The 16,670-nt window shown below is 53.1% G+C and carries 23 protein-coding genes; all 23 read right to left on the reverse strand.

Annotated elements, in window-relative coordinates; translation table 11 throughout:
* Positions 1-10 precede the first annotated feature (10 nt).
* The 23 genes from D7M11_RS25995 to D7M11_RS26100 all read right to left on the reverse strand — a co-directional run bounded on the left by D7M11_RS25995 (position 11) and on the right by D7M11_RS26100 (position 16,646).
* Positions 11-1,126, reverse strand: a complete 1,116-nt coding sequence (locus tag D7M11_RS25995; protein ID WP_205127111.1) for a baseplate J/gp47 family protein — start codon at positions 1,124-1,126, stop codon at positions 11-13.
* Positions 1,127-1,182: 56 nt separating this feature from the next.
* Complete coding sequence (locus D7M11_RS26000) at positions 1,183-1,557, reverse strand: contractile injection system sheath initiator (RefSeq protein ID WP_120750190.1); 375 nt, start codon at positions 1,555-1,557, stop codon at positions 1,183-1,185.
* Positions 1,558-1,573: 16 nt separating this feature from the next.
* Positions 1,574-2,131 (reverse strand): Gp138 family membrane-puncturing spike protein, encoded by a 558-nt coding sequence (locus D7M11_RS26005; protein WP_205127112.1) that lies wholly within the window; start codon positions 2,129-2,131, stop codon positions 1,574-1,576.
* A gap of 12 nt (positions 2,132-2,143) precedes the next feature.
* Positions 2,144-3,601, reverse strand: a complete 1,458-nt coding sequence (locus D7M11_RS26010; protein ID WP_147433501.1) for a phage protein — start codon at positions 3,599-3,601, stop codon at positions 2,144-2,146.
* A 7-nt stretch (positions 3,602-3,608) separates the two neighbouring features.
* Entirely contained in the window at positions 3,609-3,953 is a 345-nt protein-coding gene (locus D7M11_RS26015) for a phage baseplate plug family protein (protein ID WP_120750192.1), read from the reverse strand.
* A gap of 14 nt (positions 3,954-3,967) precedes the next feature.
* Complete coding sequence (locus D7M11_RS26020; protein WP_120750193.1) at positions 3,968-4,522, reverse strand: phage baseplate protein; 555 nt, start codon at positions 4,520-4,522, stop codon at positions 3,968-3,970.
* Positions 4,523-6,238, reverse strand: coding sequence for a hypothetical protein (locus D7M11_RS26025; protein WP_120750194.1), 1,716 nt, complete (start codon positions 6,236-6,238; stop codon positions 4,523-4,525). It abuts the gene before it with no gap.
* A gap of 60 nt (positions 6,239-6,298) precedes the next feature.
* Positions 6,299-6,523: a hypothetical protein gene (locus D7M11_RS26030; RefSeq protein WP_147433502.1), complete on the reverse strand. Its 225-nt coding sequence runs from the start codon at positions 6,521-6,523 to the stop codon at positions 6,299-6,301.
* Positions 6,524-6,571: 48 nt separating this feature from the next.
* Positions 6,572-6,694, reverse strand: a complete 123-nt coding sequence (locus tag D7M11_RS38155) for a DUF6889 family protein (protein WP_420818441.1) — start codon at positions 6,692-6,694, stop codon at positions 6,572-6,574.
* A 47-nt stretch (positions 6,695-6,741) separates the two neighbouring features.
* Positions 6,742-7,212, reverse strand: coding sequence for a phage tail assembly chaperone (locus tag D7M11_RS26035; protein WP_120750196.1), 471 nt, complete (start codon positions 7,210-7,212; stop codon positions 6,742-6,744).
* A gap of 26 nt (positions 7,213-7,238) precedes the next feature.
* Positions 7,239-7,676, reverse strand: coding sequence for a tail tube family protein (locus D7M11_RS26040; RefSeq protein ID WP_205127113.1), 438 nt, complete (start codon positions 7,674-7,676; stop codon positions 7,239-7,241).
* A gap of 12 nt (positions 7,677-7,688) precedes the next feature.
* Positions 7,689-8,795 (reverse strand): DUF3383 family protein, encoded by a 1,107-nt coding sequence (locus D7M11_RS26045; protein ID WP_120750198.1) that lies wholly within the window; start codon positions 8,793-8,795, stop codon positions 7,689-7,691.
* A 9-nt stretch (positions 8,796-8,804) separates the two neighbouring features.
* Entirely contained in the window at positions 8,805-9,350 is a 546-nt protein-coding gene (locus D7M11_RS26050; RefSeq protein ID WP_120750199.1) for a phage neck terminator protein, read from the reverse strand.
* Between the two features lie 2 nt (positions 9,351-9,352).
* Positions 9,353-9,727, reverse strand: a complete 375-nt coding sequence (locus D7M11_RS26055; RefSeq protein WP_120750200.1) for a hypothetical protein — start codon at positions 9,725-9,727, stop codon at positions 9,353-9,355.
* A complete protein-coding gene (locus D7M11_RS26060) occupies positions 9,724-10,323 on the reverse strand; it encodes a phage virion morphogenesis protein (protein ID WP_120750201.1) in 600 nt (199 codons plus the stop codon). The genes D7M11_RS26055 and D7M11_RS26060 overlap by 4 nt, the downstream gene beginning before the upstream one ends.
* Before the next feature lie 12 nt (positions 10,324-10,335).
* Entirely contained in the window at positions 10,336-10,728 is a 393-nt protein-coding gene (locus tag D7M11_RS26065; RefSeq protein WP_205127114.1) for a DUF4054 domain-containing protein, read from the reverse strand.
* A 104-nt stretch (positions 10,729-10,832) separates the two neighbouring features.
* Positions 10,833-11,159: a hypothetical protein gene (locus D7M11_RS26070; RefSeq protein ID WP_120750203.1), complete on the reverse strand. Its 327-nt coding sequence runs from the start codon at positions 11,157-11,159 to the stop codon at positions 10,833-10,835.
* 66 nt (positions 11,160-11,225) lie between these two features.
* Complete coding sequence (locus D7M11_RS26075; protein WP_120750204.1) at positions 11,226-12,218, reverse strand: DUF2184 domain-containing protein; 993 nt, start codon at positions 12,216-12,218, stop codon at positions 11,226-11,228.
* 21 nt (positions 12,219-12,239) lie between these two features.
* Complete coding sequence (locus D7M11_RS26080) at positions 12,240-12,758, reverse strand: structural cement protein Gp24 (protein ID WP_120750205.1); 519 nt, start codon at positions 12,756-12,758, stop codon at positions 12,240-12,242.
* 22 nt (positions 12,759-12,780) lie between these two features.
* Positions 12,781-14,061 (reverse strand): DUF2213 domain-containing protein, encoded by a 1,281-nt coding sequence (locus D7M11_RS26085; protein ID WP_120750206.1) that lies wholly within the window; start codon positions 14,059-14,061, stop codon positions 12,781-12,783.
* Between the two features lie 48 nt (positions 14,062-14,109).
* A complete protein-coding gene (locus D7M11_RS26090) occupies positions 14,110-14,322 on the reverse strand; it encodes a hypothetical protein (RefSeq protein ID WP_147433504.1) in 213 nt (70 codons plus the stop codon).
* A 160-nt stretch (positions 14,323-14,482) separates the two neighbouring features.
* Positions 14,483-15,244, reverse strand: coding sequence for a phage head morphogenesis protein (locus D7M11_RS26095; protein WP_240041308.1), 762 nt, complete (start codon positions 15,242-15,244; stop codon positions 14,483-14,485).
* Complete coding sequence (locus tag D7M11_RS26100) at positions 15,180-16,646, reverse strand: phage portal protein (RefSeq protein WP_205127116.1); 1,467 nt, start codon at positions 16,644-16,646, stop codon at positions 15,180-15,182. Before D7M11_RS26100 ends, D7M11_RS26095 begins: the two co-directional genes overlap by 65 nt.
* Between the last annotated feature and the right edge of the window lie 24 nt (positions 16,647-16,670).

A 16,670-nucleotide genomic window follows, 5' to 3' on the forward strand; every position in this document is an offset into this window, starting at 1 on the left:
TAACCAGCTCCTACGAAACATTGACAACGATGTTCGCCACGTTGCCGCGTGTCACTTCGTTGTATGCAATAGCGATATCAATCGTGCCCAGGGGTTGACCATGCCGTGCCGCGGTGACGCCGGTAATCGAAAAAGTCGGCTTATTGGGTACGCTGTTGGCCGACAGAGCTGCCCCCCAAAGACTCGAGAGAGTGAGGCTGTCGCCTATCGTCAGGCTATTAATGAAAGCGACGATTGCGCTTTTGATGTCGGTTGTCGTCTGCGTCGTGTAGCCGGAAAGCTGCTTCAGATTGATCGTTACATCAATATCAACGTAGGCCGGCCGGGAGAAGCGGATCACCGCGGCAACCCCGTACAGGTCCGTGATCTGCACGGGTACATTCCCGTTTGTATAGCAACCCAGTCCTTTTTTGTTGTAAATGGCCTGGGCGATGGCATCGTCGCTCCCGCCCTCAACGACTGCAGATATAGAGTGAGGCGGCAATCCATTTGCATCGGTCACATTCTTGTCGTTTTCGTAGACCACGGACCGCTGAACACCGCTAACGGCTGCAATCGCTCCTTTGACACCCTCCAGCACCGTCTGACTGGACTGCGCGGTAGAAATCGCTTGCCTTGACCGCAGCTGCGCGTCGGTCTCCGCGTATGCCCCCGTTACTGCCGTCCCAGGATTGGTCACCGCCGTCCAGCCAAATGTCGGAGTAGTGATTTTGTTAATCTCGCCAACATTTGCTGTTATCGGCCCCGGCGACTTACACGTAGCGAGCGCCGTCGCTTGCCCGCTGCTGCCGATCGATATTGGGGTCGTCAATGTCCACTCGTAGCCGTTAATATCCGCGACCACGCCGCCCGTAATAATCGTGCCCACCGATCCCGTCAGCGTTACGTAGCATGTCGAGTAGGCGGCGGGCAGGCGCTTAATGCCGTTAATTTTGACAATGATGTCCAAGGCGCTCCCAATGGCGGTAGACGGGCCGCGCGCGTTATAAACGGCCTGACTCGTTAAAAATGAGTCGTATACGATGTTTGCCACGACGGATATCCATTGATAATCCTGGCTGTCGCTCTCGAGATAGATGTCTTGCCCGAAGATCGATCGGGCATCGGAGAGTAACTGATCTCGCACATCGGTATACGATGGGATGTGCAGGCCGCTGGCGTCTATATATGGAGCAAAATACATCAGATAATCACCTCTTGTGGAATCACCTTCTCTTGCAGCGATAAAGCTCCGTAAACCGTGTCGACCTCGCATGCAAACTGATAAGCCCTGTTTTTGTACGAGCTTTGCAAATTTTTAATACGGATCACGCCTGTTGTTTGCAACATAACGTCCTGAACCAACAGGTCAGCTGCCCGCACGCTATCCGGCACTCCTGGCTGTCCGAGAATGCGCTGAAAGAGAGGCAAACCCTTTTCCGTGTCCTCCCACCACTCCCCTTGCAATAACAGCAGATTGGTCCGGATCGCCTGAGCGACGGCGTCGATGTCCGACACAAAATTTTGCTCGCGGCGCCCAAAAGTATAATCGCCATTGGTCAATTTCCGGTACCGCATGCGACGCCATCCTCCTTCATGGATTAATCACTTGCCCATTGATGCGTACAGTCGGAGCGTTGATATCGATCGCCACCGGGCCTAAGCTAATGGATACACTCCCGTCCTCGCTACGCAATTGAGCCGCCGTTGTCGAGTAATTCGCAACGACTCTCGGCTGACTCCATGCTCCCATGATCGCTAATCCGTCGGACAAGTCATGCCGGCGCCGCTCGATCTGGTTTTGCACTCCGCCGCTGGAAAACCATGCGTCAATGCACATATCCGCAAATACGACGAGGCACTCATCACCCGGACGTACCGGCATGGTCAGCACAAATCCGCCGGCGCGCGGCAGAACAACAGGAACATCGAGCAGCAGGGGGATGTCCACCCAATGCTGCTGCAGCTCGCCGTCGATGATGCGCTCACGGATCGCGACCTGAACACTCGCCGTTTGTGATAAAGGATTAAAGTCATGAATAATGCCCGGGACAGCCACGCGCATGCCCGATGCGAAGCTGTTCAGCATCCGCTGGTACATCTCATCCGACGTGCTTGAGTCGGCCAGACGCTGACTAATCGGTATCGCCACTGGCGCCCCTCCTCAATATGGGTTTTGTCCGGCAGAGGTCATCATGCTTGGTATAATGCCGGCTTGTGTCACGGCCTCGCACTCGCAGTACCAGTTGTCGCCGCGCGTATCGCCACTGTACGTTACCTTGATGACTCGGTATATGCCCGATTCGTCCAACGCGCGGAAGGGCTGCCCGGTCTGCACCGCCTGCGCTCGAATCAGGCTGTTGTCGATACGTACGAGAGTGTTAATCTTGATGCGCGGATTGATCAGACATTTAAACGTCAGGCCCTGATCGTTTTGCGCCGGGTTACCGATGAGCCCCGATTCCGGCGACAGTTCCGTGATCTCGCCTTCCGGCAGGTCGGTCATTCGGACGATGTTAACTTTCCCGTCCTCGACGTAAAATGACGCTTCCTGCGACTGCGCGAGCTGCCGAAGGTAATCTTTTGCCAAACCAAATATGACCTTTCCTCGGGACAACTCCTGTGAGGTAAACCCCTCCGAGATGCTGCCGAGTTGGGCCGGTATTTTAGCCTGATTGACGACATTATCGACGATCTGCCGGGCCGATTGGCCTTTAAGGACGGAAAAACCGACAAAACCCTGATTCAAAAAACGGTCCCCGTCCATACTGAACAACGTAAGACGGTAAGTGACGCCATCCTCTTTATCTCGGACCGCGAGGACGACATCGCCGTCAAAGATAAGTCCGTACTGATCGCCCTCATAGCCGGCTTCCACAACGATCCGGTTGCCCTCCTGTATAATCGAGTTTTCGGTGTCGGGCGCCAGATTGTACAGGACGATCTCCGAAAAATTTGGCTGCTGAAGGATTGTCTTCTGGATCTGGAATGTGCAGCGCAGCTGTGATACATCCAGTGCAACCCCGTCAGGCCTGCTGACGATGATCCGATATCGCCGTCCATAGAGGACATCGCCCCTCTGTTGCGAGCCTTCGACAACTCCGTAGTTGGTTGTGGGTATATTTACATTCGCATATTGCGCATTCCATGCAGCGGTTGTCGTGTCTAACCCCGGAGTCGTTACCGTAGGCGGTAAACTTGTTGCCTCTACGGATTTACCCGCATACTTAAGCCAAATGTTATATCGCCTTTGATAATCGCTGTCTGGTATAGCCGGACCGACATACTGGAGCGAAAATTGCCGGAAATCCTGATTCGCGGACCGCCAAACCTTTTTGATGACGAATACGGCGACCGCCATCGAAAATCCGTCATTTCCTAGCACCAGCTGCTGCTTTCCCTCCAGTGTCGCCGGGACATCGACGCGAAACTTTTGCGCAGCGTATGCAAAAGCGTCAGCGTGCCATCTTGGCCATACTTGGCCGTACCCCATTGCGTTGCCGTTGTCGCCCAGAATATTGCGGCCGCTCGTTTCCGCATCGATTGTTGCCATCGCGATCCTGATATCTGCCCCTTGACTACGTGCCTCTGTAGTCGCCAGCGCTTGCCAATTGCTAGACATTACTCCATCACCTCACTGTATCGGTCCAGACGAGGACGAAGTCCGTCCCAAGGTTATCTATCGTCGGGATACCCTCGACAGTGACACTCACGGGCACAACGGCCGCGCTGCCGATGCCAAGATACGTGTACTGTCCGAGGATATCCGCTGCGGGATACTTCCCCGTCACAAGCGGCACAGCATCGATCAGTAGCTGTTTGGATCGGGTATCCGTGACCGATATGAACCAATATTGCCCCTGGCCGTTCCATGTAAAGGTAAATCCCAACGTGATATTTCTGTCATCTACCGGCAGAGTACACATGAAGATTTGATTTTTGCCAGGTATGATTGGAATTATTTTGGTTGCCAATGATGTCGCCCCTCCTAACGTCCAAACATTTCCTTCAGTATGGTTTGATTTGGCGTTGTAGGCTCAGGCGATCCGCGCTGTGATGTGTCCGTAACGATCGGCCGCGCACTTATCTTTACAGTTGTTACTTGAGCAACGATAAGTTCTCGGAAAGTGACAGTGCATTGGAGTCCGTTTAGCGTCTTGTAATCGTCCGGAGCGGTAAGGACCTCCACCAGCATGTTTGGATATAACCCTAGCCTGGTATGCACCTGTATAGGCACCCGTAGGCGCTGCAACTCCTTAAGTACGTTAAAAGCCTGTACTGATCGGGAGTACGTCCCCCCAAACTGTCCAGGCACCATGCTCGTATTCACATTGCTCATCGCCACGTCCATAGAGAGCTCGCGCGGCTGCAAAAAGGCGTGATCAGATACGGCCGCGCCGGTTTGTACCGGGTGCTCCGTAATCGTCAGACGGCTGGTGTGGTCCATCCGGATGTAGGCATCAAAAAACCATCCACCAATATTGGTTTTTGTATAAACCAGTTGGCTGATATCAGGATCATTGAGATCGAGAATCGGGTCCATTTACTGGATCACCCCACTCCTATTCCGACTGTTATACAGTGCGTTGAATTTACTATCTACCGCCTCCGCAGTGGCTTTTGGATCAGTCCCGTAAAAGTGATTGGTCTGATTGAGTTCAACGTTCTGTGTTGTCGTGTTTTGCGTTGTTGGGTTTACGTAAGATGGAGTACCGAACAGCCTTCCTGCGGTGATTTTACCGTAATCTGCGAAAGTTGTATCACCAGTGAAGTACCCCGTAAACATGCTTTTAAATGCAGTGCCTAACTTTCCCCAGACACTCTTTCCCTGGTTCTTTGGCTCAAGCCTTTCCGCCGCATCTTTCCCTTCTGCCTGAAGCTTCTCTCCCAAAGTTCCTCCAAACATGGCCGATATGTGGTCAATGTATCCTGAAATCGCCTCCAGTAAGTCAGATATCACTCGTAAGGAGACGATGATCACATCTTGAAGGAAGGTGCCGATCCCCCCTAAAATAGTTCTTACAGACTCCAGTTCCAATGCGTTCTTAATAAACCCTGTCATATTTTTGTCCAATTCGGAGACCGACGTTATAACGTCGGTTACGCTTTTTCGCAAGCCCTCAATGACGCCTTTGTCTTCCATTTTGTCGTAGAGTTCATTTAGCCAACGTTTCGTACCACTGAACGCCTCTGATAATATGTCGCCAACATTAGACATTGTTTCCTTATAGTTATCAATAGCCCCTTTGTCGACTAAATCCTTATAGAACTGCTTTACGCCCTCTTTTGCTTTATCGATCCCTACCGATAGTCCTTCCATTGCTCCCTTGAAGCGCTCCTTGATCGATTCGGTTATACCTTCACCGTTGAGCATTTGGAAGAAATCAATGAGTTTTTGCCACACTGGGCCGAGTGCGGCATCTTTACCATCGATGTACCCATAAAAATCATCAAGCAACAGCAGCACTCCAATAAGTGCTGCTACGAAAATCCCTATTGGTCCGGTCGAAAGAATGACAGCAAGCCCAGCCACAGCCGCTCCAATGATCTTTACGTTATCCGGTATCGCTTTCCCCAATTGAGCAAATAGCCGGATCACGTCTTTGATTGTGCGAAATGCCGCAACCCCCATCCGACTGAACCAACTCATAACCTGAGCAATGACCTTTGTCCATGATGGCATTTCTTTAAAAATTACGTCGTTCATCTCAGATAAGGTCGCCTTAATGCTTCGGATCGGAGTCTCCATGTACTTGATGAAATAGTATCCGATCCATTGTAGGGCATAAGTGGCGCCGAGTTTCATCCGCGCAAACTCGAACTGGACCGATCGGATGAGCTTCATCTGCTCTCCAAACTCTTCAGGCACTTGCAAGCTTTGAGCCTCCCGGTTGAGCTGCTGGAAGTTGCGCATCAGTTCCGGGCTCAGATACAGATCGTCGAGTGTAGCACCAAGCGCCTTAAGCGAATTATTAAACGCTGCCGCGTTATCCTTCGATGTCCACATTTGCCGAGCAAGCTTTTCGTTTTCCAAATCTGCTTTTGCTAACTCGCCGATAAACTTTGCGATGCCAACATTCGCAGCGACAACAAAACTAGCAATGGCCGCCGCAGCTGAAGCGAAATGTTTAATAGTCCTCCCTGCGAACCCAGCAATAGTTTTCCCTGTATCCCCGATAGCTTTGGTTGCATTCTGGTATGAGGACTTATCCACCGCGAACCCTAGAGATACGAGGTAGCTTTTAATTGTCTCAATCATGCCGAGGGATCTCCCCTTTCAAAACAAAAAAACCACCCGTTTCGGTGGCCCTGAGACGATCTATTCTTTTTGTTTATTATTCATCATACCGTGGTTTTCCGACTTTCGGCGCTTATCTTTTTTCATTACCTCAGCAATAACTGCCCAAATTATAAGGACCACAATCAAGGCTTTTGCTCCGGGGATAAAAGCCAGAGCAAATGTCATCCCGATGACTCCGCCAAGAATTTGTGGAAAAAGAATGATAAGTAATAGGATCGCTCCAGCGCCAGCCAAATACTTCATATCAATCCCCCCCAACAACTTTATACCACATTTTGGGATAGGTTGCATTCAGTTCTTTCTTCGGGAAGCTTCGAACGCTCTCTCTTCATTTTCCCTTCTTACTTGCAGGATCTCGTGTGCATCGAGCAGATCATCAAGATCAAATACGCCTTCGACCAAATCCCGATGCAACCAAAACCCTGCAACAACCGGCGCGTAGACAAAAGCGTTGACGTTGACTAGCTCTGCAGGGATGTACCCTTCAGCCCCCCGAGGAACGATGCCAAGGGGCTTCCTTGAAAAAAACCTTTGAGGTTAAAGATCAGTGTATGGGCAGTCAGTGCAAGGACAGTGATCGTGTCGTCCTCCAGATCCATGACCCCGAACGCACCTTGTTTATTCAGCACCTGCGCCGGTCCGGCCGGAAGCAACTCTTCGCATACCTGCAAACATTTTTCCTGCACATAAGAAAAGTCCTTTTCGGACAACTCGCCGAGCCCTGACAGCATGCTGGATATATTAACGGTTTTAAGGAAGCTGGCAGCGCTGGCTTCATCCGTAAGTTTGGTCAAATCGACTCCGCCAAAAAGCGGAGCCAGCAATCCTGTTACCTTGAATAGCATAAACGATCCAGTCATAGCGTCGAATTTTTTGACTCGGAATTTGCGACCGTTTATTTCGACATCCTGATGTTTAATTTTGGGCTGCATCGCGCAATCCTCCTTCGATTCTTTGATTACACCACATTCTGCTGTATGTCGGCAGCCATGAGGGTCCAAGTGACTTGTTGCCCTTGAGCCTGATACTGCCGATCAGGTAGCTTTTGAAAGCTCACGCCCGTGAGGGCGATGTGATCCTGCATACGGGGTGCCCGGATGAGGATGCTGGTACTGGCCCATTGGCTCGTAGGAGCTGTCTCGAGGTAGTTATACAGCCGGATGAGCCATTGGTTGAGATCGGATGTTTGCTGCGCAGCGATGGATGTGTTCCCGTTTCTTCCCGGGATCTTACTTACCATAACCGAACCATCAGCAGATACATCATGAGCGGTACGATCTGTGGTCATGGCTATTGAAATGCTGCCGATACCCGTACCGCTTGCAACGAACTGCCCTACGGCCGGATTGCTGATGGTCATGGTTACATCTTCGAAGCTGTAAGTTGTGTAACTCAAACTAATCCCTCCTTATCGGTTGACGACCACGCCAATAACAACGTGCTCGATCGCTCCGGCCATTTTGATTGGCACATAAATAGGCGGCGACTTGCGCGCGTCTCGGTCCGTTTGAGATTGCGAGGCAATGGTCTCTGCAAGCACCAGGTACCCGGTTGAGAGAGCATCGCCTGTCCTCAAGTTCAGGATCGGCGGTGCGTTCCAAATCCCTGGAGCAATAACGCCACGGTTACGGGCATTTTCGCAAGGTGCCGTGATCGCGCTGACCAGCAGGCTGACGCCGTCTTCCGTTTGCGGTATTTTTGGTCCTTGACGCAGTGCATTGATGACTGCCGTCTGGATCTCATTTGTCAAGATGTCCAGATTGAGCACCTCGTCGAAGCTAACACCATCCGCCATCGTCCCCTGCACAAGGAGGTTATACGTGGCACCGTATGTGGTGTAGACATTACCGGCGTAACCCAAAATCGTATTGACCTGCGTCGTCGTCAAGTCTTCCGGTTGTACCCCGGACAGCGTTTTGTATGCCATCGTAAACGCCGAATTGGCTAAGCCTGTATTGGCTCCCATCGCGTAGCCCATTGCCGCAGCTGCGGCGTTCGTTGTTGAGCTGAAGATACCGAATGTGCGATGCCGCTTGGCTCCCTGCAGCGTCTGCATAACGTTACCAGCCGTCCCAGCTGTCACGTCCGTATCTTTGGTGTCGTAGAAATATGTCGCCAATGGGGTCGCCGTCTCAATGTACGCTGCGTTTGCCACAATATCGGTTTTTACAGCCCCGCACACATAGGAAGGGAACCAATCTCCGTTTTTGACTCGGCACGCCGCGAGCGCCTGAGCAGACGTTTCGGAGCCCGTTGCATCCCATCGGCCGATCGCCACCCGGCGAGGGCGCGAAGATTGGCTGAAATACATTTGTGCAGCCAGATACTCTGGCTCTGTACCGGCCCATCCGTCGGAAGTCATGTCATCCGTGCTGTTGTACAATTTGAGTCTTACCGTCGGCGTAATGACCGTGGATTTGCCTACGATAAGGCCGATGTTAAACCCGCTATTTGCGACCGACTGCGGTGCCACGGTCACCGTTACATTGACGATATCATTAAGCGATTGCGTCACCTAGTTCACCTACCCTTTGATAATGTTGACATCCGCGCTCTGCAAATAAGGCACGTCCGCCTGGCGCGTAACTTGCTCGTTAAAGCGAGCGTAAAAGGAAGTCCGCTCCCACCATTGTCCACCAAACAGCTCCGGCGATCGCGTCGGCATGCCGAGGTCCGTAATCAACGCCATATTGGCCCCTGCAAGCTGCTCCGTCATCCACGGAGACAACAGGCCGATGCGGATAACGTCGGCATCATCAAAGCTGCTCGGGCCGTAACAAATCCAGTTGACCCGCAGCACCCGGGTATAGCTGACTGACCGGCGGGCATTGTCCGGATCGATTTCGTTATACACGACATTGATCTGCCGCGTATAGAGGTCATCGAGGTACTCGACCATCAAAAACGCGACGTCCTCCTCTCGCTTCCACGCCGGCGCACCTTTCGCTGGCCAGTTGATACGGACCCGCTTTTGATTTTGCGGGGCTGCTGGGTCGAGGTTAAGCAGCCGCAGCGTTGAGTGCTGAAAGAAGTCTTCGATTTGTTTAATAGGTAATACAATATCGGCCACGCTCAATCACCTGCCATTCGTTCGCCAAATGCCTTGTAATAGCCAAAATCTATCCACGGCAGCACGGCCTTAACCCGGTACCGTTCACCACGCCACTCGATTTCGTCTGACACCCCCGGGCTCTCCTCCCCGTCAGCGCGCGTCACATAAATCGGCTGCGGGGAATAGGAGCATATCATACCGGATACTCGATCGCCTTCAGGGATTTGCTCCAGATCGTCGGCATTCGCAACCGTCACCGTGCCCTGGAGCGTCAACTGCTTTTCGGGGTCAAGGACGAATCGACCGTTTGCCCATGCCCCTGTTGTCCGGTAAACCTTAAACCCTTTGGGCTGCGCAAAATTGCGGCTCAGTACGACGCGACCCACGTTAATCATCGGCTACCATCCTTATCTACCACGTATGTTATGGACTTGCGCATCTCGGCCGTGTCGATGAGCGGTTTGTCCGATCCCTTGTTTTCGACTGTCAATGGACTGTTTGGCGCCCACCCGTTGGACGGATCAGTAAACCATCCCCGGGCGATGTTCTGGCCAAGCATGCCGGCTTTTTCGAGCTCCCCGGATGCATCGTGACCGTCGAGCGCGGTCGATACCGCCTTTTGCAGTTGCTTGGCAATCGCATCGCGGTTTTTCTCGATGGCCGGCTCCAGCACCGGCCGCGGCGGCGAATGCCAGAGGGGGGAGCCGTGCGACTGGATGTAGAGTTGATAGGCCTGGCTGTACGTCCGCTCGCCGCTCTCGATTGCCGGATTCATTTCCTCGCGCATTTCCTTCTGCCGGACGCCATGCGTATGGATGTACAACAACTCCGCATTGGTGATGTCGCCGCCTTCGCCGTCCTTCGGCCGTTCGTTGCCGCTGCCGTCAGGTATGCCGACATACACCTGCATTTTGGCGATGTCCCGTAGGCTCCGCTGGATATCCGCCGTTTTATCCACGCCCGCTGTCACCGCGACAAATCCTTTAATCATCCGTCGCACCCCCTAATACACGTACATGCCGCCTTTACCGACAAGCTTGCCTATTGTGGCGAGCTGCTGGCCGTAGATCGTCAGCTTCCACGCCGCCCAGCCTTCGAGGTCTTGAGTGATCGTGTTGTAATCCATGCTGACCGATACGTCGCCGACCGACTCGGACGTATTCAATCCCTTGGCTTGCCCGGCCGCGATCACCGCCGCAGCGCCGCCTTCCGGGTCCGCTACGGATTGCGCATGCAGAGCGCAAAAGTGAGCGATGAATAAGCACATGGCAACTTTCCAGTACGAATGCCATCGAGCTTCCTTGATGCTGGTACTAGCGAAATCGAGGTACATCTGCATTACGATCACCGGTACCGCGTAAACGCCGTTCCCATCCGGACCAAATTGTGGGTACACAGCGTAAAGGTCTGTTAGCACAAACGGAGGGTTTGTCCCGGAACGTATGTTACTAGCGTCGGCGATCAAGCCGGCTGCATCGCTACCGGGATAAGGCCCGTAGCTCACGACTCGCCACCGGCGCCGCCATCACCTTCGGGGTCGCCAGCATTCCCCGGATCCCCTGCGCCACCTTCAGGAGCTTCCGAGTTGTCTTCTTTTGTTTTCCCGTTTTTCTCCGGTTTTTGTTTTCCGCCCGCCTTCTCCGCCTTGGACTCGTCCTTTTTGTTTTCGATCTCCGTCACAGTCCCATCTTTAGACGCGAGAATAAACATACCGGATTTTTTTACCCAATCCGGCACATCCGCAAAGACTCCGACTCTTGCCACTACAGACGGCTCGGCGCCAGTCGGGTGATCAAACTGCAAGGTTGCTTTCGAATAAATACGCATATTGTTTTCTCCCTTCTTTAGTGGCAAAGAGACCGGAAACAGGAGCCGGTCTCTTTGGTTGATCTATTAAATGCCGTCAAGGTAGCGGATACAGGTGTTATAAAGCACCTTGACCTGACCCAATTGAGCCGCAAAAGCCGTCAAATATGCCAACTCCGTCACGGAAGGCTGCGTCATAACGCGGCTCAACGGAACAGGCAGGTCGAAATTGATTCGATTTTCACGGTTCACATAGGCGACCATACGATCAGTCGGGCCGGTCCCGGCCCCCACGCACCAGCGAGACGGAGCGATGACCAAATCGACGCCCTGATTCCGACCAATATTGTTCTTGAGCAAATACTCCAAGATGGAGCTATTGCCGGCCGAGCTGACGACCCGCGTTACCAGGTCGCCATACTGGATAGGGGGAATCAAGATGTGATTCGCCATGCCGGTCAGGTCATACTCCGATGCCGCCCAGGTCGCATTGATGATGGTATTGACATCTTTCAGGATTTCGTCCGGCGTTTTGTCCTTCCAATTCCGGCTCGTGCCGGCGGCATTGTTTGGCGCGAGGGAAGACGTAACATCCGGATTATTCACCAATCCATATACTGCGGCCGATGGAAAGCCCTTGTATACGACGTTGTCGATCGACTTGTTGTAATTCGCACGAATACCGTCGTCCAAGATGTCATCCAAGCTGCGGCCGATATTCTGGAGCTTTTGTTGATCGACAAATGGCACCTTGAGGATGTTCGCAAAGCTGAACACCTTGTACACATCTTTGTTCATGTTCGCCTGCATGATTGGGATATCGTTGGTCGTGCCACCGATAATGCCGCTCTCATTGCCACCAGTCGTGGCATAATCGACGAACATGTTAGACGTAAAATCAACCCAGCCGCCGCCAGTCTTGGCGACGATGTCGCGCTGCCATGTGACCGATTGGAGAGGTTCCAGCAGTCGGGGATCGCGTTTTTCAAGTTCCCCGACCAAGAATGCCATGCCCGAACCGATCGCGGCATCATTCGTGATAGATGCTTGCAAGCCTGGTACAGTAAATACTTTTGTCATCGATGATTACGCCCCTCTCAATTAAGGCTGATTGCGCGTCAGCAGCGTGATTTCGGCTACCTTGTTCGCGTCAATCTTACCTGTTTTCCATTTCGCGTTCGTCAGTTTGATGGTGTTCGTGCTGTCGGCAGCAGCTTCGAAACCGCCGACAACCCCATCCGGAATGGAACCGTTCGCCGTCACACGGACGTAAACGTCCCCGCCAGCCGTCGGCGTGCCGACGGTGCAGACGACCGTTACCGACCCGCGTTCGATCACATCGCAGGGTTCGTTCGGCTTATACGCCGATCCTGTCGCTTGAGACAGATAACTCGTCGATTGCTTGACTTCGCGGGCAGCTACGCCGGCAAACGCCGCGGCAGTACCGCTCGCACCGAATTTCGAATATGTGTTATCGCTGTTGAGGATCACCGGATCGCCGAACGCAATGTCTGCCGAATTCGATTTGACCAGACGATTGACAATAACAGCATCCTGACTGCGGGAAACATTGCCCGCGTAGCCAAGGTTAAAGCTTGTACCAATAGTTGCTCCTGGCATCAAATATCACCCTTTCGTCGGCTTAAGCCTGTTTTTTGTAATGCGGATTGTATTTCTCGGCGATTTGCCGGCCGAGGTCAGAATGATCAACCGCCTGCGTTTTATCCGCCTGCTTGTCGGCCGCCTGAGTCTTCTTGCGGCTCTTGTTCATTTCCGCGTAGGTATTCTTCGCCGGCGGGCGGCCCTTCAAGCTGGCGAGAGCTGCGTCGGCGGCCTTTTTGCGTTCCGCTGGGTCGGCAATAGCGGCGATGATCGGTTTGATCGCGCGAAGCGCTGCAACCTTGTAGGCCGAGTCCAAGCTCGACTTCGGACGCTCATCCGGATCGGATACCGGACCCGGTTCCGAGTCGTCGATCATTTCGTCAGCTGGAATCGTAACCGATGCCTCCGGGTCAACTTCGTCGCCCTCCAGCCTATTAATTTCAGCTTCGATCGAATCGAGCGGGTCGGCTTCCTTCTTCGCGCCAGCGACCATCGCTGTAACCAGTTCGGTGAGTTTGTTCACCTGCTCGGATAGCGCTTGGATCGCCGGATCTGTATCGGCCGCCGGTGTATCCTTCTTCTCAGCCTCCGGCGGAAATTCATCCGCCGCACCCTTCCGTTCTTCCGCAAGGGTTTCGACAGCATCCATAATTTCCTCCGGTTCAGCGTCGGCGGCGAATTGTTTCAATCCAACTGCGGCCAGCATATCCGTAAACCTCGATTTCTTGCGCGGCAATGCAATTTTGGGCATTTTACTTGCTCCCTTCTCCTCTTTGGGTTTTGAATCTTTTATTGCAACGCGATCGCCAGCTCTGCCAGCGGCCACGACAGCAACGTGATTTCCGCGAATATCCTTTTGACAGTACGTCCCATCGCCATTGTCGACATAATTGCACGTATAGCCCGCCGATACTTCGCGTTTGCCGGACTGAACCTCGTCAATTAAACGTTTATCGTAGATCACAAGGTCCGCGACCAGCAGGTCGTTGTCTTCCCCCTTGCCCTGGCGCACGTTTTGAACGGTTCCCTTCGCGATACGCGAAGCATTTTCCGATGTCACGGCATCATAAGGGTGATCATCACTGACCGGCTTGCCCTCAAACGAAGCGATCGCAGCAGGATGGAGGACTTCGTCCGGGCTGCGATACACGCGGACGACATCGTCGCCCCCCGCCCCTATCTCGCTTGCCAAGTAGTCATACCACCCAGTTCGGGCGATCGGTACGTTCAGCGCAATGAGAAAGCCCTCCGGTGTGAATGTGAGATTCTTCGAAAACTGCGACCCGTAGTATTGGCGGGCATCCATGATCATGTTTGGCATTGTTCGTTTCACCCCCCTTCGCGCAAAATAAAAAGCCCAACCATCAGCCTATTTAGGCGATTGGTAGGCTTTTAATGTCGTGCTTCCATGTCCCGTCCATTGCGTTGCCTTCCGGAGTGCATCCATGTCAATTTCTTGACTCGGTCCCTCTGCCACAAGGAAATCAGGGTTTAGAGCTTTTTTAAGAGAAACAATTTCCTCAACGGTACTCCCTTCATAGCTCAACTCGATATCCCCAATTCGCTCAGTAAATTTGAGCACGCTTTTCACATCCTCTCCGGGTATAAAAAAGAAGCCCGCATACACTGTGGCCTCTGCTCGGGGTTATTTTTTACTGTCCTGAACCTGTTGTTCGTTCTCGACCTCATCCTCATTGACGACTTCCGTATACTCGTCAAGCATACTCGACACATTAATCACCTCACGCTATTCTCTCAAACTGCCTCCGCGTCATGCGCCGAAGCGACCCGCCGTGATACACGAGCGCAGGCCATTGGATCAAATCCAAATCGATGACCGGCTCCGGATAGCAGCGGCAATTGAAAATACACCCGGCATGGTAGTTTCCATAGGTTCGATCGGCACCTTCCAGCTTTTCGGGACTTGGAGGCGCAGCCCACTTGATCAGCACGCCGTCCATGAGCTTGTGCGAGTCCCTGACGCGCGAATCTTTGCTCGTACGCCATATATACCAGTCCAGCCCAAGCAACTCGCTGCGGGCTTGCGTAAGGGCCGTCTGCGTCTTGCTCGTTTCAGTCCGAGCGATCAGGCCGGCCTTCGCTTTGGTCACGTCGGGAAAAAATGCTTTGATCTGCTCGGCGATCACGGAAGCTCGCAAGCCGGCCAGAGTCCCCTGGAGGACGTGTGCATTAACCTGCTCCGAGATACTGAGTGGCAAAGTCCGGATGATTTCTGCATTGCTGCGGATTTGCGCCAGGACAATCGAACCCATTGGGCCTTTCATTTGCGTTTGCAGCAGCTCGTACAATTGCCTGCCGCGGCTGTTCTTCCGGGCCGCTTGCCGCCATGTTCGCCCGGCATCGGAAAACAGATGAGTGACCATTCTCTCCGCTGCGGCCTCGGATAGACGAAGGAATGCTTTGCTGCCCGCGTATCGCTTAATCGCCCAAACGATGTCGAAGGGATCGTCTAATCCAACGAGTAAGCCCTTTAAATCCTCCATCGTTCGTATGACGGATCGGCGATAGGCCTGTTCGATCCTGCGGCGCGGCGCCCATAAATCGGCCATAGTTATAAGCATCCTCCTCGTGCGGCATGAGGTCGCCCGGGTTCACGTCGTCGTCGGCTTTCTCGATGTCTTCGTCGGTGATATTGCTATACATGCCGGTCGATTCGCCGAGCTGCTTCAGCTCCTTTAGGGCCGTTTTCCGGCCGATCAACCCAGCATTGTACACCTCGACAATCGAGGTCGTCTTTTTCTCGGAGAGCTCCGCGACTTCCTTATCGCTCGGCGTCCGCACCGGGTTAAACACGTAATCGAAGTCGTCAGGGACACCGCCGAGCTCCGAGACAAACATGATCGGCAGCAACTTGTCCAAAATCGGAGCGAGTTCCGACTCCTGCGCCTGCTGAATGATCTCGTAGTAGTTTTCCATATCCGACTCGCCCGTCGCATTCATGCCCGCCGGAGAGCGCCCAAACAGCTTCGTAACTGGAATTTGGCACGCCCCGGAAACGTCCATCATAAAACTCTCGTAAATCTCGTTGAGCCCTGAGAACGTATATTGATGCGTCTGAAACTCGTCGTCTTTGTTCATCACGTACAGGCCTAAATTTGACATTAGCCAGTTTTGCGCCTGGAGGACGTTGTACAGATCGGATTGTACTTTCTCGTCAGCGATGGCCAGGTCTTCACCGAGGCCGCCCATCTTCAAAACTCGCAAGTTCGCCAGAAAGATCAACGAAGCAATGTTATAGCTGGTATTGTCGCGCTTTTTCAACTCGTCATAGACGATCTCGACTTCGGACGCTCCCCAATGTACCTCCGCGAGCTTTTCCCAGTAAGGGAGTTCGCGGCCGGTGAAACGGATCACCCGTGAATGATGGACCTGCCATACCCCGTCATCTGTCGTGACCTGATACGACTTCGGGAAACCAAAATCAGGATCATTGATATCGTCCACTAGCTCCGCGTTTGGGGAAATGCCACTCCATCGGTCAAATATCAATAACCCCTTGAATGTCCCGGGCATTACCATGTCCAGATCAAGGGGCCGATCGAGTATATCCTCATGGCCTTCGATAATGATGACCCCGCCGGCGCCGCCGTACAGCCTTCCCCACTTCAAGCCTTCCAAGATGCGCGATTTCAGCTTTCGCGTTCGCCATAACCGATCTACCTTACGGATATCGTCGGGCGGCAACTGCGTCTGCAGGTTGATCCAGTTCCGAGTCATGTCCTCCGGGATGGTATCGATGATACGGCGAATGATCCAGTTCGACCGGTACAGCGAATTCATGAGTTGGTACTGCTGCGTCAGCCTGGTCAAAGGATATGACGTGCCCTCAAGCAAATTCGCCGTTCCCGCACCCAAGCGGGCCATGACATTCTGAAATGCATCCATTGTCAAGCCTCGAGGCAATTTGGG

The organism is Paenibacillus ginsengarvi (assembly GCF_003626695.1).
GTDB classification, from domain to species: Bacteria; Bacillota; Bacilli; order Paenibacillales; family NBRC-103111; genus Paenibacillus_AB; species Paenibacillus_AB ginsengarvi.